The sequence below is a fragment of the Mesosutterella multiformis genome, from assembly GCF_003402575.1.
In the GTDB taxonomy this organism is placed as follows: domain Bacteria; phylum Pseudomonadota; class Gammaproteobacteria; order Burkholderiales; family Burkholderiaceae_F; genus Mesosutterella; species Mesosutterella multiformis.
This window is the reverse complement of sequence record NZ_BGZJ01000002.1, coordinates 302,618-323,279: the sequence shown is the minus strand read 5'-3', so window position 1 is coordinate 323,279 and position 20,662 is coordinate 302,618. Positions and strand designations below refer to the sequence as shown.

Below are 20,662 nucleotides of genomic sequence, written 5' to 3'. Positions count from 1 at the left end.
GGCTGTTACCCCCGCGGTGTGGATTGCCCTGATCTCCGTTCGTTTTGTGACGCGGCGAATGGAGAGATCAGGCGGTTTGATTAAAAGAGCACCTTCGCTCCGACGAAGGCCCCAAGATTCCGGAAGCTATCGCTCCCCCGCTGGACCGCGGCAGTGCCCCAGAGGTTTACGTGTTTATTCAGCTTCCCTTCAACCCCAAGCTTCACTTCGCCGAAGTTCCGGCTGCCGTCGATCCGGTCCTTTACGCCGTCGTACGTGACGCCGAAACTCTTCGTATCGTGGTACCAGCTGACACCAAGGAACGGCTTCACCGCCCTCCCCGACTTATCGTTCGTGAAGAGGTGATACGCGGTCACGCCGACCCGGGTCCGGATATTCCCGGCTCCGGTCCCGGTCACCGTGAAGTTCTCGGCATCCTGATGCTGATCGGCTCGGACGCCCATCCGGATCACCTGGGTTTCGAGTCTCAGGCGCGCGGCGTTAAGCGTCCCGTCTTCACTCACCCAATCCGAGAGACCAAACGTGTAGCCGGCTTCAACGGACCCGGTCCACCCTTTCGAGTGATACGACTCTTCCGGGGCCCCGGCCGGGGTCACTTTGTTTTTAAACTTCTGCCAGAGAAGCCACGTATCGACATACGGTCCGGTGCCGGCGGGTTCGGCGTTCATATAGGTCGCATAGACCCCGGCGGAGTATCCGGACACTTTCCCTTTGGAGGTCAGACTGAGATCCGTGGATCGGGTCTTCGTGTTCTGATGGGCGTACCCCATCATGAGACCGGCATGGAACCGGTGATCCCCGGCTCCGGCCCAGGACACCACATCGCCCCCGACCTGCACGAGACCCCAGGTGCCGCGGTTTGTGAGCTGTCGGTCCTGCATCGCCGAGCGATTCTTCCCGCCCGCCGTCCGGATCCAGAGGTTCTCCGAATGCTTCTGAGACTTCAAGGCGTCCGAGTACCGTGTTTCACCCAGCCGGTCCGCGAGCGACATCGAGAAAAGCGTGTTCGAAGCGAGCATATTCGCGGCGTAGCTACCGAGTTCCGGCTTCACCGTGTGCCGCGTCACATCCGTCGGAGCTGATGCCGGGATCACATCCGGCTGCGGCGCGGTAACGGGATCGGATGCTTTCGGTGCCACCGGATCCGTTGTATCCGGCACCGGCGGCACAGCGGGGTCTTCATCCTTGGGTTTCGGCTGAACGATTTCTTCCATCACCACGGGAGCGTTCGGATCCCGATCACTCGTGAGGTACCAGTCGTTTCCGATTTTCTTGAGGCTATAGAGATACGCGCCCGCGGAAAGACGGTTGTCATCCGGTTTCGTGAAGACGGCGTCGGACGTCCCGCCCACTTCCACGACCTTGATTCCCTGATCCGTGCTCTTTCCGTTACCCGAGACTTTCGTGAAGACGAGATTCGCGCGGCCCGCGGCGTCCCCCTTGATCACGAGCTTATCGTGGGGGGAGTCATCGCCCTCAAGCACGGTGCTCATATTGAGCGTCCCGCCGTCTGCCGAATAGTTCCCGTCGAGCGTCAGCGTGGTGCCGATGAAGGTATCCGCGGACATCGGTTTCGGGAAATTCACCGTGCCGGCGTTCTGCGTGAACGATGTGAGGTGGGAGTCCCGCGTCATGTACCAGACGGCCGCCGGGTCCGTGAACTTCAGGTCAATCGTGCCGCCTGCAATTGACGATGCGCCATTCCAGACACCAGCCATCTCCGTATTGATCGCGCCGCCGCTTTGGCTCACGAGATCGCCGTTAAGCCGCGTGGCGGCGGTCTTGAACTGGAGCGCCGCCTTGCCGCTGTTTCTCGCGGTGACATTGCTGTTCAATATGCCGTTCGCCTGAATTTCCCCCTGGAAATCCGCCGCATACTCGGTCGGGTCATCAGACCCCGGGGCCCGCCCGGTGCCGTCAGACAGAATATCGCCCGTCATCACACCCTGATCCATGATGAAAAGCGCCGTCTCACCACCCTCAAGACTCGAGAGGTTTCCATTCAGCTTCGCGTCCCCAATGAGGTAGAAGCCGAGCCAGTTCATATGACCCTGGCTCGTGAGGTTTCCGTTCCAAACAGAATTCTCATGCATCGTGAGCCGGGCTGATGAGTCAATCTTCTCAATGGTGTCGGCCGGCGCACGGTCACCTGGGAGCAGGATGAAATCGCTGTTGATCACGGTGTGCCCATGCGGTGTGATATCCGCCCGGCCTTCATTTTTCACCGTAATCATCGTTTTGGAACCGTCAAGCGCGCTGAGAACGGAGTTACCGCTCATCCAGTCCATTCCGAAACTGCCGCCATCCAGAATCTCAATTCTGTCCGAGCGGATTTCGCCGTTACCCATGTCAATCGAGATACTGGAATAAGTTTCCGTCCGGAGATTACCGAATATATGAACGTCTGGCAGGGGGCTTCTTCCGAGGATGCTGAACCGCGCTCTGTCTTTCGCGATGACCGCGTAGCCCGCAGGATTCTCATTTCGGACGGTGAACCGTTTCGCAAGACCGTTGAGCGTGACACTGCCCACCCGTTCTTCGTCGCCCTCCGCGCGTTTCACCTCAATCGTCGGATTTCTTTCCGAATTATTGAGCACGAGGACGCCGGTTCCTGCCGTGTCCGACGCGCTGATTCCAATACCGCCGCTTTCTGAAATAATGGCGGTCGCGCCGCTCATGTTCCGGACCGTGACGCTTCCGGCGCTGATCCACTCGCCCCGGCGGGAAACGCTTCCTGACTCGAAGACCGCGCTTTCTGTGGCGCTCCCGTTTTCAATCAGAATGGAACCTGATTTATCTGGAAGTGCGCGGGATATGGTATCGCCGGCGTCCCCCTCGTACGGGGTCCCGTAAATCTTCAATTCGTTCCCGGTGGTTTGAACCGCGTGTCCGGCTGCTGAATAAATTCGGGTGGATTCGGCCCCCTGGAGCGTGAGGAATCCCTCGGTCCCAGCATTTGAGACCGCGGTGCCGTCCGTCACGATTTCCGCGCTGCCGCCAGAAACGGTCATCGTAAGCGGTGCGTTATCAGACCGGATACCCGTGCCGGCTGACTGAATGCTGAGGTTACCGCCGACATTCCCGGTGACCGAGGAGCCGCCGGACGCGAGAACGGCGTCAGTCCTCGCGTGGACGGTGATGTCCTTTGTGACCGCGAGCGTAATGCTGGAACCCGGGAAGGCCGCGGTGGAGGCAATACCGCTACCGTTCCGGTCGCCTGACCCGGGGACCGTACCCGCTGTCGTCTGGTTCTCGACCGTGAGGGAATTCACGGTGACGGTGATCCCGTCCGCGTTCCCCGGTTCCACCGGCGCGTGAATAATGTCGGACGCCGAGGTGCCGGTGTCCGTATAGAGGACTGAGATATCAGCCGTGGGTTCGGTGAGCGTACTGGAAATGCGCGCGGGCGTTTCGGCGTTTGAAGCTGACATCGCGAAAAGCGCAGCGGCCACGGCGGCGGCTGTCTTTCCCGTCTGTCGGATGGTCTCTGTGTGTTTCATGGAATCCTCAAAAGTTTTTTTATTGATCGGGTGCTGCTTTTTTTTCTTTTTCTGACCCCGGATCGGTCCCCTATTCCCTTTTCTTTTTCTCTCCTTTGCGTATCTGGAACCCATTCAGAAAACGTCTTTCTGAACCGAGGGTCCGGGAAGGTGTTTCACCAATCAGGGCGAGATAAATCACATCTTTAACAACTTACTGGGGACGACATCTTACAGATATTTTTATTTATGGGTGAATTATCAAATCAAGTGCAAAGTTACTGAATAAAAGACTTCAGCCGGACACTTCCAATTGAGACGTTTTCTGGGTCTGAAATTCAGAGCATTGAACCGTTTCTGAACTTCTGCCTGAGAAATTTTATCGATACTCATTCCTTTTGGGAAAAAGTCTCTAAGAAGTCCGTTTGTATTTTCATTACTTCCTTTCTCCCATGGATGATGAGGCAAGCAGAAATACACTTTGGTTCTGAGATCTTTCTCCAGTTTTTCAGCCCAGGAAAATTCTTTTCCGCGATCTACGGTAATCGTACGCAGATCCTTATCTGACAGAGATTTCTCAATTACGGCAGACACATCGGCCGCAGTCTTGGAAGCGGTTTTCCCGCCACAGAGAAAGCCGGACTTCCTATCGACCAGAGTCGTGAGGCAGGCTCCGCCCTTTTTTCCGATGACGGTATCGCCTTCCCAATCCCCCAGGCGAGATCTGTTCTGAGCTTCCAGGGGTCGCTCTTCAATGCTGTGAGTGATCTGGATCTTTCCTCGCCTCTCGGTCATGCCTTTACGGTGACGCGTTTTACCGTGGTGTCGCAGGTGTCGGGACATCTTTCGGCCATCCACAAAGCGATCCAGAAAGCCAGAATTGATTCCTCGGTAGATTGTCGTGGCGCTGATCCTTAGATTCGGCAGCTCCTTTCTGAGACGGTATTGAATCTGCTCCGGAGACCAGAATTTCTTAACCAGCAGATTTGAGACAATCCTTGTCAGCAACGAGTCAGACTTCAGAATGTTTCTCTTTCCGCAATGCTTTCTCTGTCTCTGATATCGGGCCTGCGCGGCACAGGGATCATAGGCAGCTGAAGCCCCATCCTGGGCCGATACAGCCTTGTTTCGCTTCAGTTCGCGGGAGATCGTAGAAACATTTTTCCCAATCGCACATGCAATTTCAGACAGGGATTTGCCTGAAATCGTTAAAGCCGAAATAAATACTCTGTCCCGAAGAGTAAGATGATGATAGTGGCTCATGAGCTCCCTCTATAGTTATCTTGACAATCTCTATTATGGAAGCTTTATGGGCCACTATTCTTTTCTCAGGCTTTGCACTTGAAGTGATAATTCGCCTGCAATGAAAACAGATGAATAACTAATAATCCATATACCGTTAATCCAAAATTATGATATTTATCGTGATGACAAAAATAGACGGCTAACGAAATTTGGCGAAGCCTTGGTCAATCCGGTTATGTAAAACCCAGTTCACCAAAACCCGTTTCCCGGTTGTGAAAAATGCAAGAATTTCACCGCACCCGGAAAATCGGACAGTGTCGTCCCTGAGGTGAATTTCTTTTCGTTATGGTTTCTCAAATCGCCGTATCGGCTCTGTCGCGGCAGATCCCCGGCTTTTATTCATCCGGTGTTGAAACACGGATGTTATGAAATTGACTTGATGAGGACGGAGGGCTTGCCGATGCGGCTAAGGGAAAATCCCTAAGAGAAAACGGAGAGACGGAAGGAATTTTCAGAACAACGCGGAGAGAAAAACGGTCCCCCGGAATCCGACCGCGGGAGCTGGCGTGTCGTTTGAGACGGCTGAAAACAAAAAAAACCGCCTCAGGCTGGTAACCTCAGGCGGCAATAAGACTGCTTTAAAGGACGGCGCTCAGAGTGTCGTGAGCACCGGGTTATTGAGATAGTCGTAGACCCGTCGGACTTCCGCGGGGCTCCGGGTGTCAAGCATCTGGGGGCGGCCGAGGTCGAGCGTCGCGATCGCCTTCATGTCATCCGGCGTCAGGCTGAAGTCCCAGATATCGAAGTTCTCTTCCATCCGGCTCCGGTGAACGGACTTCGGGATGATGGAGACGCCTCGCTCGATATTCCAGCGGAGAATCACCTGCCCCACCGTCTTCCCGTGTTCCGAGGCGATCACCTTCATCACCGGGTTCGTGAACATGCCGTTCAGCCCCTCCGCGAACGGAGCCCAGGCGGTCGGCTTGATCCCGTATTCCTTCAGCACCGCGAGTTCCGGTTCCCGCTGATAGAAGGGATGCAGCTCAATCTGGTCAATCGCCGGCATCACGTCAACATTGAACCCAAAGTCGATAATGCGGTCACTCATGAAGTTGCAGACACCGATCGCGCGGATACGGCCTTCTTTATAGAGTTCCTCCATCGCGCGCCACGAGCCGTAATAGTCCCCGAACGGCATGTGAATGAGATAGAGGTCGAGGTAATCCAGCCCGAGTTTATCGAGTGACGACTGAAAGGCGGCTTTCGTCCGCTCGTACCCCATCTCCTGCATATAAGCTTTGGTCGTGATGAAGAGGTCGCTTCGCGGAATGCCGGACTTTTTGATCGCGCGGCCCACCGCTTCCTCATTCTGATAGGAACTCGCGGTATCAATCAGCCGATAGCCGACATCGAGAGCGTCAAGCACGGCCCGCTCACACACCGCCGCGTCCGTAATCTGAAATACGCCAAACCCTTCTAGCGGCATCTCTACGCCGTTATTCAGCGTCATCATTTCCATTTCTGAAAAACCTCCAGCTTATCGATATACGCTATCGATCCTATACCTTCAACCCGACTTTAAGGCAAGGCGGTTTATCGTTTTTCCCGGACACTGCAGCACAGCGGGTGTGGAGTTCGGGGTGGATCAATAGCCCCTTCGAAAAAAACCGACGTGTCCATCCGCCTAATAACAAACACCGCGGGAGTTTTATCTCCCGCGGTGTTGGATTGAAGCGTTGAAGGGGGAATGCCCTCCCCCGATTGGCGTGTCACTGGGTCAGAAAAGCACCTTCGCCCCGACAAAAGCTCCAACGTTCCGGAAGCCCTGCTTCCCCTGCTGGTACGCGGCAGCGCCCCAGAGGTTCACGTGCTTCGAAAGCTTCCCTTCGAGTCCGACCTTTACTTCCCCGAAGTTCCGGTTCCCCTCCGCCCGGTCGTGGACCCCGGCGTAGGTCACGCCAAAGGATTTCGTGTCGTGGTACCAGTTGAGACTGAGGAACGGTTTGATCGCGCGGCCGGTTCTGTCGTTTGTGAAGAGGTGATAGACCGTCGCACCCACGCGGGTCCGGACGTTCCCGGCTCCCGTGCCGGATACCGTGTAGTTCTCGGCGTCCACATGCTGATCCGCCCGGACGCCCATGCGGATCACCTGGGCTTCAAGCCGGAGACGCGCGGCGTTCTGAGTGCCGTCCGTGCTCACCCAATCTTTGAGGCCAAACGTGTAGCCCGCTTCAAGCGACGCGGTGAAGCCTTTCGAGTCGTACGACTCTTCTTCGGCGTTACTCGGGTCCACCTTGTTCCTGAATTTCTGCCAGAGGAGCCACGTGTCGACATAAGGCCCGGTGCCGGCCGGCGCGGCGTTCATGTACGTCGCGTAGAGACCGGCGGAGTAACCGGACACCTTTCCTTTAGACGTCTCTCAGATATCCGTTGACCGGGTCTTTTCGCTTTGATGCGCGTACCCCATCATGAGACCGGCGTGGAACCGGTGATCGCCGGCCCCGGGCCAGCTGACGACGTCGCCGCCGACCTGCACGAGACCCCACGTGCCGCGGTTTGTGAGCTGGTCATCCATCATGCGGGAATGGGATCTTCCGCCCGCCGTCCGGATCCAGAGGTTGCCGGAGTGCTTCTGATCCTTCAAGGCGTCGGAATACCGCGTTTCCCCAAGCCGGTCCGCGAGCGACATCGTGAAAAGCGTGTTTGAGGCGATCAGGTTCGCGGTGTAACTCCCGAGCTCTGGCTTCACAATATGAGTCGCGGGATTCGTCGGATCCGCGGCTGGGATCACATCCGGCTGCGCCGGAGTCGCTGGGGTGTCATCGTCATGCGTATTGGGAAGGACAGGGACCGGGGCGTTGGGATCCCGCTCGCTCGTCAGGTACCAGTCGTTTCCCACCTTCTTCAGTTCATAGATATAGGCACCGGCGGTGAGGCGATTCGAGTCCGGCTTCGTGAAGACCGCGTCTGAAGCGCCGCCTACCTGCACCACGCGGATACCGTCTACCGTCTGGCTCCCGCTTCCTGACACCTTGGTGAAGACAAGAGTCGCGCTTCCAGCGGTGCTCCCCTTTACGACAATTTCGTCATGCGGCGACGTATCCCCCTGAAGCACGGTGTTCATGCTGACAGTGCCGCCGTCAGACGAGTAGTTGCCGTCCACTGTGAGCGTTGTCCCGGTGAAGCCCGACGCGGCCGCGGCTGGGAAGTGAATGGTGCCGGAGCCTTGCGTAAGGGAAGTGACTTCAGACGATGACGCGATATTCCAGACGGCTGCCGCGTCGGTCATCGTGACATCCGCCGTGCCGCCCGTGAGCGTCGAAGTGCCGTTCCAGGTGCCGGCGAGCTGCGTCGTGACAGCGGCACCGTTGGACGACACGAGATTCCCGTTCACCGTCGTCCCTGCCTCAAAGTCTTCCGTGACCTTTGTGCCGGCACCCGCCGCGGTGACATCACCATTCAGCACGGCACTGTCACCGAGCGCCACGGGGGCGGCTGACCCTGAATCCGCGGTCAGGTTCCCGGTGATCACGCTGTTCCCAGCCCCGAGGAGGTAAACGATCGATTTGTCACCGGTCGCGGTGTAATTCCCGTTCACCTTGACGCTGTCAGTCACGGCGAGCACCGCGTAAGCGCCGTCCGCCGCGGAGACATTGCCGGTCACGGAACCGGTCCCCGAGCCATTGATATTCCACGTGGACGGCGTGCCGTCAGAGGCGGTCCCTGAAACCCTGACATCACCCTCAAGCGTTGAGGCGCCTTCGAAAGTCCCGTAAACGTGGCCGCCCGCTGTGACCGCGGTGTTCCCCTTATAGGCGCTGTCGCCCGAGAGAATGAGCGTAAGGACGCTTCGGTTCATATCGTCATCGGTATTGGCGACGTCAGGCGCGACGCCGTCCGCAGTGATATTGCCCGTGAAGGACGACTTCCCTGAGAGAATCACCGTTCCGCTCGCGCCGGTTTTAAGCGTTACGTTCGCGAGAGCGGACGCGGTATCCGATTCCACAATGGAGAGACTGTTGTTATTCCCGTCAGCGGACGCTTCAGACGTTCCGCCGGTGAGCGACGTGTACGCAGCGTCCCCGGCGAGAACAATATCCGTTCGCCCGTCGCCCGCGCCTGTCGTTGTGATCGTATCGGCTTTGAGGAAAGAGCCCGTTCCGGTTTCGAAGATCCCGACCGCGGAGCCATTCGCCGAGCTGATATTCCCCTGCACCTGAACGCCCGTCGACATCTGGGCATTGTTGATCTGAACGCTTCCGCTGTCAGCCCAGATCGCCGGGCCCGGCCCCTCGTTGATGACCTGAATGGGGCTTGACTGCGCCTGGATAGTGACGCTCCCGGACTGGCCGCTGTAGATCGTAGGAGATTCGGCGGAATTATTGAATACCTGAACGCCGGTGCCCGCGGCGTCAAGCGACGTGAGCTGGACCGCGCCTTTCAGCACCTGGACCGCGGCGGAGTACTCGGCCGTGTCTTCCACCCGGACGCTGCCTGCCTGCGCGGTCACGTAGCCTTCCGACTGGACCATGATCGCGGACACGGCGGAGCCGAGACTCTGAACCGTGACTTTGCCTCCCGCGCCGCCCGTTCCGGAGCCGAAAAGATCCACTTCGCCGCCGTCCCCGACGAAAACGCCAAAGGACGCTTTGGACGTGACCACGGTATCAGACGCCCCCTCAATCCTCACCTTCACCGTGCTGCTGTCGGTTTCGATACCGTAAGCACCGTCTGACGTGATCGAGGCTCGTCCACCTGAAAGCGTGAGGAGCACGCCGCGATCGAGCGTCGGGTAGTGAGAGCCGGCTTCACCCAGGATCCCGTCCCCTTCCGTCGACTCGAGCGTCAGGTTTCCGCCGATCGTGCCATCCACGTTATTGTTATCCGCGGTCTCGATTGCGTTTGCCCGGGAGGTCACCGTCACATCGCCTGAAACCGCGAGATGAACGCCTCCCGTCGTGGTGGACATCTTTTCCCCCGTCCCTTCAAGCCCGCTCACCGCGGAAATACCCAGCCCGCAGCGAACGGTGTCATTCCCGGTTGTCTGATTGGTGACGGTGAGGGATTTAAGCGTCAGGGTGATGCCGGCAGCGGCATCCGTATCGCTCCCCGGCACAACCGGGGCAGTCTTCACGATCGCGGGATCCGTTTCGTCCGTGTAGGTCACAATGGCGTCAGTGTCCGGGCTTGTGATCGACTCGGAAATCTGGGGATAGGTGACGGCGGCTGCCTCCGCGGGGGAACCCATGGTGAAAAGCGCGGCCGCGACAGCCGCGGCGACAGCTTTTCCAGTGAGGTTATGAGTCTCTGTGTGTCTCATGATCATCCTCGTTTTTGTTATAGGCGGTTTTTGTGTCTGAACTGCGTGCCTCGTCTGGCGGAGTCCCTGCGGGGTCTGCGTTCCTCGCGCTTCGGATTCCGGTTCAATCGCTCTTCCTGTCTATTTCTGTTTTATTCGCAGGTTGACAAATGATGCGGGGTTTGGATCACGTTTAAGACGTGCTCTTAAGCGGATTATTTTCTTTGGTTTTGTATATTGCAAACAAAAACAGGCTGTTGTTGCCAGTTCGCAACACTAGAATAAAGTCCCTATTGACTTTCAGTATTTATGAAATTGTTAAGTCAACCGCTGTCAACCCGAGAATCTGTCATGTTATGTAAAGAGCGATTGATTCGGTTGACAATGCGTGACAGAAGAAAAAGAACACATTTCATCCGTACCCGGATTACTGATCACCTTGGGGTGAACGCGCTTTCCCGCGTCCGTAATTTTTCTCAGGTCTTCCGGCGGACCTTTAACGGTTAAATCCGCGTAACCGTTTTCATCGTGCCTTGAATTCGTGGTTATCTAAAACTCTCACGCCGGGGTAAAAACACATTTCAGAGGGTGACTTAAAGACGGTAACCCCGGGTAAATCCTCAGGATCCTGAAGATACCGAGAATGAATACTGGCGGACGCTTTCCCGATGATTGCGAAACGTGAAAAAAGGAATGCCGGACTGCGGAAAACTACGAACCCGGTTTCCGGTGCCTCGCGCGGTAAAGCATCTGAAAACCGGTTCTGACATCTCATCCGGAAGGATCGGCCACGGATAGACAGGTCGGAAGCTGTAACCCCCGTTCCTTTCTCACAGGTGAATTATCAAATCAAGTGCAAAGTTACTGAATAAAAGACTTCAGCCGGACACTTCCAATTGAGACGTTTTCTGGGTCTGAAATTCAGAGCATTGAACCGTTTCTGAACTTCTGTCTGAGAAATTTTATCGATACTCATTCCTTTTGGGAAAAAGTCTCTAAGAAGTCCGTTTGTATTTTCATTACTTCCTTTCTCCCATGGATGATGAGGCAAGCAGAAATACACTTTGGTTCTGAGATCTTTCTCCAGTTTTTCAGCCCAGGAAAATTCTTTTCCGCGATCTACGGTAATCGTACGCAGATCCTTATCTGACAGAGATTTCTCAATTACGGCAGACACATCGGCCGCAGTCTTGGAAGCGGTTTTCCCGCCACAGAGAAAGCCGGACTTCCTATCGACCAGAGTCGTGAGGCAGGCTCCGCCCTTTTTTCCGATGACGGTATCGCCTTCCCAATCCCCCAGGCAAGATCTGTTCTGAGCTTCCAGGGGTCGCTCTTCAATGCTGTGAGTGATCTGGATCTTTCCTCGCCTCTCGGTCATGCCTTTACGGTGACGCGTTTTACCGTGGTGTCGCAGGTGTCGGGACATCTTTCGGCCATCCACAAAGCGATCCAGAAAGCCAGAATTGATTCCTCGGTAGATTGTCGTGGCGCTGATCCTTAGATTCGGCAGCTCCTTTCTGAGACGGTATTGAATCTGCTCCGGAGACCAGAATTTCTTAACCAGCAGATTTGAGACAATCCTTGTCAGCAACGAGTCAGACTTCAGAATGTTTCTCTTTCCGCAATGCTTTCTCTGTCTCTGATATCGGGCCTGCGCGGCACAGGGATCATAGGCAGCTGAAGCCCCATCCTGGGCCGATACAGCCTTGTTTCGCTTCAGTTCGCGGGAGATCGTAGAAACATTTTTCCCAATCGCACATGCAATTTCAGACAGGGATTTGCCTGAAATCGTTAAAGCCGAAATAAATACTCTGTCCCGAAGAGTAAGATGATGATAGTGGCTCATGAGCTCCCTCTATAGTTATCTTGACAATCTCTATTATGGAAGCTTTATGGGCCACTATTCTTTTCTCAGGCTTTGCACTTGAAGTGATAATTCGCCCACAAAATAAAACCGCGGGAAGGCTGTGACTCCCGCGGCGGTTAACCGGATGGCGGTGAGACCGGGCGGTATCCCCGGCCTCAGGCGTCACGGCTAGAAGAGCACCTTGGCTCCGACAAAGGCCCCGACGTTCCGGAAGCCCTGCTTCCCCTGCTGGTACGCGGCAGCACCCCAGAGGTTCACGTGCTTCGAAAGCTTTCCTTCGACCCCAAGCTTCACTTCGTCGAAGTTCCGGTTCCCTTCCGCCTGGTCATGGACCCCGGCGTAGGTGACGCCAAAGGATTTCGTGTCGTGGTACCAGTTGAGGCTGAGGAACGGTTTGATCGCGCGGCCGGTTTTGTCGTTTGTGAAGAGGTGATAGACCGTCGCACCCACGCGGGTCCGGACGTTCCCGGCCCCGGTGCCGGACACCGTGTAGTTCTCGGCATCCACGTGCTGATCCGCTCTCACGCCCATGCGGATCACCTGGGCTTCAAGCCGGAGGCGCGCGGCGTTCCGCGTGCCATCGCTGCTCACCCAATCTTTGAGGCCAAATGTGTATCCGGCTTCAAGGCTCGCCGTAAAGCCTTTCGAATCGTACGACTCTTCTACGGCGTTACTCGGATCCACCTTGTTCTTGAATCTCTGCCAGAGGAGCCACGTGTCGGCATACGGCCCGGTGCCGGCCGGGGCGGCGTTCATGTACGTCGCGTAGAGGCCGGCGGAGTAACCGGACACCTTTCCTTTAGACGTCTCTCCGATATCCGTTGACCGGGTCTTTTCGCTTTGGTGGGCGTACCCCATCATGAGACCGGCGTGGAAGCGGTGGTCGCCGGACCCAGGCCAGGAGACGACATCGCCCCCAACCTGCACGAGACCCCACGTGCCGCGGTTCGTGAGCTGATCATCCATCATGCGGGAATGGGATCTCCCGCCCGCCGTCCGGATCCAGATGTTCTCCGAATGCTTCTGAGACTTCAAGGCGTCCGAGTACCGGGTTTCGCCAAGCCGATCCGCGAGTGACATTGTGAAAAGCGTGTTTGAGGCGATCAGGTTCGCGGCGTAGCTTCCGAGTTCCGGCTTCACGATATGTGTCGTGGGATCCGTGGGGTCAGTCGGCTGAATGTCCGGCTGATCCGGCGTATCCGGTACGACTGGATCCGGAGCGTCCGGGTCCCGTTCGCTCGTGAGGTACCAGTTGCTCCCGACTTTCTTAAGCGCGTAGAGATAAGCGCCGGCGGAAAGCCGGTTCGAGTCCGGTTTCGTGAACACCGCGTCTGACTCCCCGTCCACTTCCACCACTTTGATCCCGGTGACCGTCTGAGCCCCGGACCCCGAGACTTTATTGAAGATGAGGGTCGCGGTGCCTGTGGCGCTCCCCTTCACGAGAAGCAGATCGTGCGCGGAATTGTCGCCATCGAGCACGGTATTCATGTTCACGGTGCCCCCGTCCGCTGAATAGTCCCCGTCAATCGTGAGCGTCGTGCCGGTGAAAGCCGACGCGGACACGGGTTTCGGGAAATTCACAGTGCCGGCGTCCTGCGTGAGGCTCGTGAGTTCAGAGTTTCCGGTGAGGTTCCAGATACCCGCGGGGTCCGTGAACATGAGATCCGCGGTGCCGCCTGAAAGCGTGGAGGAGCCGGTCCAGGTGCCGGCGAGCGTCACAGTCGCCAAGGCGCCGTCCGACGCCGAGAGGTCGCCAGTCCACGCGGTGCCGGTCCCGAAGTTAGCCTGCAGCTGGGTCCCCGAGCCTGACTCGGTCACGTTCCCAGTGAGGGTCGACGTGTCGGAGAGCATCACTATGGTACCTGCTCCCGAAGTCTGGCTGATATCTGCGAGGCTCGACGCCGAATCCTGCTCCTGAAGGAGGAAACGGCCTCCTGTTCCGTCCACCGAGACTTCTGACGTGCCGCCGGTCTGCGACGTGTACGCGGCGTCTCCCGTCAGCACCAGGTATACCCAGCTATCGGATGCCGTGATCTTATTCGCTTTCAGGTAGGAACCGGTTCCGCTTTCGTGAATGGCGACGCGGGAATCATTGGTGGCTGTCACGTTCCCAACCACCTGAACGCTTGACGCGGTCAGATCTCCGTTAATCGTGACACCGGTCGAAGGATCGGCGTTATCAGAGAGAATCACCTGGCCGCCGGATTGGTTGATTACCTGAATCGGGGCGCTGTCCGCCCGAATAACCACACTGCCCTCGCTCGCCGCGTAAATCGTCGGAGAGTCGGAATTATTGAGCACCTGAACTCCGGTGCCCGAAGCATCGTTCGCTTTCAGGCTAACCAACCCGTGACCGGTGACTTCAATCGCGGCGGACGAAGCGGCGGTGTCTTTCACGGTCACGCTGCCAGCGTCAATTGTGACAGTGCCATCCGAATCCGACATGATTGCCGCTGCGGCGGATTGAAGACTCTCAACCGCCACTGTGCCGCCGTCGTGGTCTTCCCCCGTACCATAAAGATTCACGCTGCCGCTGTCCGCGAGGATCGCGAAAGTGCTGTTTGATGTGACCGTCGTGCTCCCGGCCCCGGCGATCTGGACGATCGCTGAAGCGGCATTCGTCTCAATGCCGTAGCCCTTATCGGCGGTGATCGACGCGGTGCCGCCTGAAAGCGTGAGGTCGACGCCCCGGTACACGTACCGATCCGTCGTTCCGGCGCTCCCGAGGATCGCGGCGCCCCCTTCAGTCGAACGCACGGTCAGATTCCCGCCGATCGTGCCGTCAATATTGTTGTTTGACCCCGTGACAAGCGAATTCCCGACCGTCGTGACACTCACATCCCCCGTCACCGCGAGGTGAACGCCTCCCGTCGCCGTGCCAGTCGCGGTCCCGGTGAGGTCGTTCGCGGACGAAATGCCATACGGGCTGATCCCTGTGCTCGCGGCCGACACGGTATTCGTGACCGTGAGGGAGTTAAGGGTCAGCGTGATGCCTGTCGCGGCGTCCGTGTCTGATCCTGCCTCAACCGGCGCAAGGGATCCAACCGAAGCGGGATCCGTCTGATCGGTGTATGACACGACCGCGTCAGTCCCGGCGGCATCAAGCGTTGTGCCGATCTGCGTATAGGTAGCCGCGTGCGCCGCGCTTCCCAGTGTGAAAAGCGCCGCGGCAACCGCGGCGGCTGCCTTCGTCCCCTTCAGGGCATAGGTTTTTCTCTGCTTCATGGTGAATACTCGTCCAATAGTGTGTTCAGCCGGATTAAAGACTCACCTCGGGTCAGAAACTGCCCTTCAAGGGGAATTGCTGAGAGGGATGGATTCTGACTTTTTCGCCTCACCTGTTTATTTTTGGCTGTTCTTCAAGTTGACAGATGGACCGAAGTAAGGATTACGGTAATTATGGAATCTTTACTCATTATTTCGTGTCGCTTCCGATTTCGCAAATAAATACAGAATTCTGTTGCCTTCCGGCAACAGGGAAATCAGAGAACTAATGACTTTTCCGTAATTTCAAAAATGGATGAGTTAATTTCGGTTAACTATTTCAGGTTGACAAATAAGGGCAGGAAACCCGAGAAAGCTGTCAGATTCTGACGAAGGATAGGATCAGTTTTCGGTCGTTCGAGACTCCTCCGAACGCCTCAGGCCGCGTCACCTGTAAGAGGCAGTGAAACGCTTTTCGTTATTCTCTTTTTGAATATCCAGCATAACTTGCAAAGGACTCAACCTATATCTACCTAGTACTACCCAAAAGGTTGATTGATCACGGCAAACTATTTAAACGATTGAAAAAAGCCCTGTATCTTTTTTTATCGTTCTCGTAAAAAAGCCCCGCTCTCAAAAGGTCTCGCAAATTTAAGAAACCTGTGGCAGACTGCCCCCGATGCTTTGAACAAGCTTTTGATGGGTGAATTATCAAATCAAGTGCAAAGTTACTGAATAAAAGACTTCAGCCGGACACTTCCAATTGAGACGTTTTCTGGGTCTGAAATTCAGAGCATTGAACCGTTTCTGAACTTCTGCCTGAGAAATTTTATCGATACTCATTCCTTTTGGGAAAAAGTCTCTAAGAAGTCCGTTTGTATTTTCATTACTTCCTTTCTCCCATGGATGATGAGGCAAGCAGAAATACACTTTGGTTCTGAGATCTTTCTCCAGTTTTTCAGCCCAGGAAAATTCTTTTCCGCGATCTACGGTAATCGTACGCAGATCCTTATCTGACAGAGATTTCTCAATTACGGCAGACACATCGGCCGCAGTCTTGGAAGCGGTTTTCCCGCCACAGAGAAAGCCGGACTTCCTATCGACCAGAGTCGTGAGGCAGGCTCCGCCCTTTTTTCCGATGACGGTATCGCCTTCCCAATCCCCCAGGCGAGATCTGTTCTGAGCTTCCAGGGGTCGCTCTTCAATGCTGTGAGTGATCTGGATCTTTCCTCGCCTCTCGGTCATGCCTTTACGGTGACGCGTTTTACCGTGGTGTCGCAGGTGTCGGGACATCTTTCGGCCATCCACAAAGCGATCCAGAAAGCCAGAATTGATTCCTCGGTAGATTGTCGTGGCGCTGATCCTTAGATTCGGCAGCTCCTTTCTGAGACGGTATTGAATCTGCTCCGGAGACCAGAATTTCTTAACCAGCAGATTTGAGACAATCCTTGTCAGCAACGAGTCAGACTTCAGAATGTTTCTCTTTCCGCAATGCTTTCTCTGTCTCTGATATCGGGCCTGCGCGGCACAGGGATCATAGGCAGCTGAAGCCCCATCCTGGGCCGATACAGCCTTGTTTCGCTTCAGTTCGCGGGAGATCGTAGAAACATTTTTCCCAATCGCACATGCAATTTCAGACAGGGATTTGCCTGAAATCGTTAAAGCCGAAATAAATACTCTGTCCCGAAGAGTAAGATGATGATAGTGGCTCATGAGCTCCCTCTATAGTTATCTTGACAATCTCTATTATGGAAGCTTTATGGGCCACTATTCTTTTCTCAGGCTTTGCACTTGAAGTGATAATTCGCCTGTCATAAAAATGAAAACAAAAAATAACCTCCGGCTTGAGATGGAGTTTTATCGGATGGCTGCGGGCGACTACCGCCCGCTCCCGGAGCTTCCGAACAGAACTTCTCCTTCCCGCGGACCCCGCGGCCTGAAGAAGTACTGTGAACACTCTGTCGAACAGGCGATCTACCGCTTTTTCGCGTCGGACCATGAGGTCCCGGACGAACTCGCGCTCGATCACGCCTAGAAACTGTTCCTCCAACCCGGCCGTCCCCCTGTAATCTCTGCACGGTCGCGAGGAAGGAAGCACCGGCCTCACGGAGACGGAGCCGGATGACAAAAAGGAGAGGCCGCAACTAGAAATAGATGCGGCCTCTTTCTTATCTGGGTCAAACTTTCTGTACTTCGATCTTTGCAGGGATACCGTTTCTCACACATGCCCCTGAAACAGAATTGACCCATAAGGTCGTTCCCTTACGGGTTGGATCTGTCAGACCAATTTCATTAAGGTTGACCCCGTGCCGAGCGTGCGGATTCCCGGGTATTTTCGTACCGTTAATTATTATCGTTCGGGCTCCTAAATCTCTATGCCCAAATCCATGCTCGATTGCCAGGACACCGCTTTTGACTCCTGGGTCAATCAAAACCGCGGAATTAATTGATCCGGCAGGAGTCGAAATTTTGACCCTATCTCCTTGTTTGATCTTTAAACGTTGAGCATCCCGCGGATTTAAAAGAACAGGATTCTCTTCTTGCAATGAGGATAGAGAGGAGTCGAGGCTGTAGCTACTGTGAATGGTCGATTTAAAACTCATCAGCAGGAACGGCCATTGGGTAACGGGATAAATTGACCGCATGGGTTTTCCATTCCCGAACGATGGTTCCCGCCATGCCGCGCACCCTACTTCAAATTTTCCGGAAAGCGTGTTTCGCGTACTGCCTACGTTTTCGTTCCAGATAAGCTGTGGCAGATCAAAACGGTGTCTCATCCAGGCACGATTATCTGGATCGTAGGCATCGGAGTGATTTTCGAAGCGACCGCCGTGGGCATACAGATTTGCCACCCTTTTCCATTCATCGGCTTTAAGAACCGACTTCAGTTTCGGCACAAGCCTTTCAACACCAGTGATGGATAGGTCGTCATCTGTTGCTTCCTCCGTTGGTTTTTTCCCGGTAAAAGCGATATTGGCTCCTCCCCTGAAATACCAATCCTCTGGAGTTTCAAGCGGATAGCGCATGCCCGCTTGATCCTTAATAGCGTTTGGACCAAATCCTGGCAAATTCATTTCCTTGGCTAACCCGAGAATGAAGGTTTCCATGCAGATATGTTCGCCATTTTCTGTTTTGCTTGTTCTTGGTTCAACGACAGGCCATCGCGCCGCACTGGTTTTGGTAGGCACACCATTCCAAGGGGCTACCCACCCCCAAGTTTCATACATGTGGGAATCAGGAACAATGTAATCAGCAAATGCATTGGATTCATTGATGAAACAATCAATTGAAACGATCAAAGGAAGCTTATGAGGGTCTGCCAGTATCGATTCGGCAATTTTTCGGGATCCGGGCATTCCGTAAACTGGATTACACATCCACAGAATGAGCGCCTTCAATGGATACGGATATTGACTTGAAAGCGAGGCAAACCATTCCGTTCCTAGACCTGGAGCGTTAGGGAACCAAAGATCTGATGCTGGATAGGGTTTGCCAAGGGCTTTTTTGGATGGCGAATTATCACTTCAAGTGCAAAGCCTGAGAAAAGAATAGTGGCCCATAAAGCTTCCATAATAGAGATTGTCAAGATAACTATAGAGGGAGCTCATGAGCCACTATCATCATCTTACTCTTCGGGACAGAGTATTTATTTCGGCTTTAACGATTTCAGGCAAATCCCTGTCTGAAATTGCATGTGCGATTGGGAAAAATGTTTCTACGATCTCCCGCGAACTGAAGCGAAACAAGGCTGTATCGGCCCAGGATGGGGCTTCAGCTGCCTATGATCCCTGTGCCGCGCAGGCCCGATATCAGAGACAGAGAAAGCATTGCGGAAAGAGAAACATTCTGAAGTCTGACTCGTTGCTGACAAGGATTGTCTCAAATCTGCTGGTTAAGAAATTCTGGTCTCCGGAGCAGATTCAATACCGTCTCAGAAAGGAGCTGCCGAATCTAAGGATCAGCGCCACGACAATCTACCGAGGAATCAATTCTGGCTTTCTGGATCGCTTTGTGGATGGCCGAAAGATGTCCCGACACCTGCGACACCACGGTAAAACGCGTCACCGTAAAGGCATGACCGAGAGGCGAGGAAAGATCCAGATCACTCACAGCATTGAAGAGCGACCCCTGGAAGCTCAGAACAGATCTCGCCTGGGGGATTGGGAAGGCGATACCGTCATCGGAAAAAAGGGCGGAGCCTGCCTCACGACTCTGGTCGATAGGAAGTCCGGCTTTCTCTGTGGCGGGAAAACCGCTTCCAAGACTGCGGCCGATGTGTCTGCCGTAATTGAGAAATCTCTGTCAGATAAGGATCTGCGTACGATTACCGTAGATCGCGGAAAAGAATTTTCCTGGGCTGAAAAACTGGAGAAAGATCTCAGAACCAAAGTGTATTTCTGCTTGCCTCATCATCCATGGGAGAAAGGAAGTAATGAAAATACAAACGGACTTCTTAGAGACTTTTTCCCAAAAGGAATGAGTATCGATAAAATTTCTCAGGCAGAAGTTCAGAAACGGTTCAATGCTCTGAATTTCAGACCCAGAAAACGTCTCAATTGGAAGTGTCCGGCTGAAGTCTTTTATTCAGTAACTTTGCACTTGATTTGATAATTCACCATTTAAATTCCGATGTCTTTGTATAAGGAACATTTCTTCCAAAGGGAATGCCTTTTGGCTTTATCTGGCCATCAAAACTATCAAGGTCATACCTGGGGCCTTTCCCAGCATCCTTAAATCCCCCTCCATTCATAACAAATCCACCGCGGCAATTCAAGTTACCAATCAGAACGTTAAGCGTGATTACGGAGAAAGCATTAAGAAAGCCGCTGCCTGACATCATGCCGCCATGAGCTATAGCGCTTGACTTAACACCGTGTGACGTAAATTCCTGAGCAAGCTTAGCAATTTGTTCGGCCGGCACCCCGCATGCTGCTGAGTATTCGTGTATTGAACTGCTGAAACTTTCTTCCTTAAGTAGACGGAAAGCCGATTTAACGTGTACCTTCTCTTCGCCGATGGTGATCTCTTTTGATATATCGATAAGCGCTGGACCTGATGCTTGATCTGTGGATTGCAGACTACCGTCTTCCATCACAACAACAGAAGCGTCCTTTCCTCCATCAAGACCAAGGTCTGATGCTCTGACGTATTTACCGTACTTTTTATGTTTTTCGTCAATTACGACAAGCCACGATGCGCTCGAAAATGAGGGGAATCCCAGCCTTTTTGCAACGCCAATGTTCGGACAGCTAAGAAACTCGCTATTTATCCTCTTTTGGCTGATCATCCATTGGATCATGCCCATAACCAGCGCGCCATCGGTACCCGGATAAATGGGAATCCAATTAGCATTTGCCCCGCTTGCTGCATTGGCCGCATTGGTCATTACCGGATCAACCACTACGTATGAGAGTTTTTGGGTTGATCTTCCTTTTGCAACCAGTTCAGCTGTTCTCTTAAACGGGTTCCCAGCCTGTCCTGGTGCCGTACCAATAAACAGAATAAATTCCGCATTCGAGGGTGAGGAAAATTTTGTGGGTGACTCTGAGATAATTGCTCTTGGAGGAG

At 54.5% G+C, this 20,662-nt stretch carries 10 protein-coding genes and 1 pseudogene; 2 read left to right on the top strand and 9 right to left on the bottom strand.

Translation table 11 applies throughout. From position 1 onward, the window contains the following. Positions 1-80: 80 nt before the first annotated feature. The 7 genes and pseudogenes from M4NBBH2_RS10095 to M4NBBH2_RS10060 form a co-directional block, all read right to left on the bottom strand. Complete coding sequence (locus tag M4NBBH2_RS10095) at positions 81-3,500, bottom strand: autotransporter outer membrane beta-barrel domain-containing protein (RefSeq protein ID WP_170135152.1); 3,420 nt, start codon at positions 3,498-3,500, stop codon at positions 81-83. Positions 3,501-3,740: 240 nt separating this feature from the next. Continuing rightward, complete coding sequence (locus tag M4NBBH2_RS10090) at positions 3,741-4,742, bottom strand: IS30 family transposase (protein ID WP_116269340.1); 1,002 nt, start codon at positions 4,740-4,742, stop codon at positions 3,741-3,743. 634 nt (positions 4,743-5,376) lie between these two features. After that, entirely contained in the window at positions 5,377-6,243 is an 867-nt protein-coding gene (locus M4NBBH2_RS10085) for an aldo/keto reductase (protein ID WP_116270851.1), read from the bottom strand. A 258-nt stretch (positions 6,244-6,501) separates the two neighbouring features. After that, a pseudogene (locus M4NBBH2_RS12385) lies at positions 6,502-8,958 on the bottom strand (autotransporter outer membrane beta-barrel domain-containing protein). Positions 8,959-10,867: 1,909 nt separating this feature from the next. Next, entirely contained in the window at positions 10,868-11,869 is a 1,002-nt protein-coding gene (locus M4NBBH2_RS10070; RefSeq protein WP_116269326.1) for an IS30 family transposase, read from the bottom strand. A 189-nt stretch (positions 11,870-12,058) separates the two neighbouring features. Then, complete coding sequence (locus M4NBBH2_RS10065; RefSeq protein ID WP_116270848.1) at positions 12,059-15,115, bottom strand: autotransporter outer membrane beta-barrel domain-containing protein; 3,057 nt, start codon at positions 15,113-15,115, stop codon at positions 12,059-12,061. A gap of 690 nt (positions 15,116-15,805) precedes the next feature. Further along, a complete protein-coding gene (locus M4NBBH2_RS10060; protein ID WP_116269340.1) occupies positions 15,806-16,807 on the bottom strand; it encodes an IS30 family transposase in 1,002 nt (333 codons plus the stop codon). A 106-nt stretch (positions 16,808-16,913) separates the two neighbouring features. On the opposite strand from M4NBBH2_RS10060, the gene M4NBBH2_RS10055 reads away from it, so the two are divergent. Then, positions 16,914-17,129, top strand: a complete 216-nt coding sequence (locus M4NBBH2_RS10055) for a hypothetical protein (RefSeq protein WP_116270847.1) — start codon at positions 16,914-16,916, stop codon at positions 17,127-17,129. 142 nt (positions 17,130-17,271) lie between these two features. Here the strand turns inward: M4NBBH2_RS10055 and M4NBBH2_RS10050 are convergent, their stop codons facing one another. After that, on the bottom strand, positions 17,272-18,471 hold the full coding sequence (locus M4NBBH2_RS10050; RefSeq protein ID WP_116270846.1) for a molybdopterin dinucleotide binding domain-containing protein: 1,200 nt from the start codon (positions 18,469-18,471) through the stop codon (positions 17,272-17,274). A 229-nt stretch (positions 18,472-18,700) separates the two neighbouring features. Between M4NBBH2_RS10050 and M4NBBH2_RS10045 the strand changes: the two genes are divergently transcribed. After that, complete coding sequence (locus M4NBBH2_RS10045) at positions 18,701-19,702, top strand: IS30 family transposase (RefSeq protein ID WP_116269340.1); 1,002 nt, start codon at positions 18,701-18,703, stop codon at positions 19,700-19,702. A 4-nt stretch (positions 19,703-19,706) separates the two neighbouring features. Here the strand turns inward: M4NBBH2_RS10045 and M4NBBH2_RS10040 are convergent, their stop codons facing one another. Continuing rightward, complete coding sequence (locus tag M4NBBH2_RS10040) at positions 19,707-20,495, bottom strand: hypothetical protein (RefSeq protein WP_370685645.1); 789 nt, start codon at positions 20,493-20,495, stop codon at positions 19,707-19,709. Positions 20,496-20,662 lie beyond the last annotated feature (167 nt).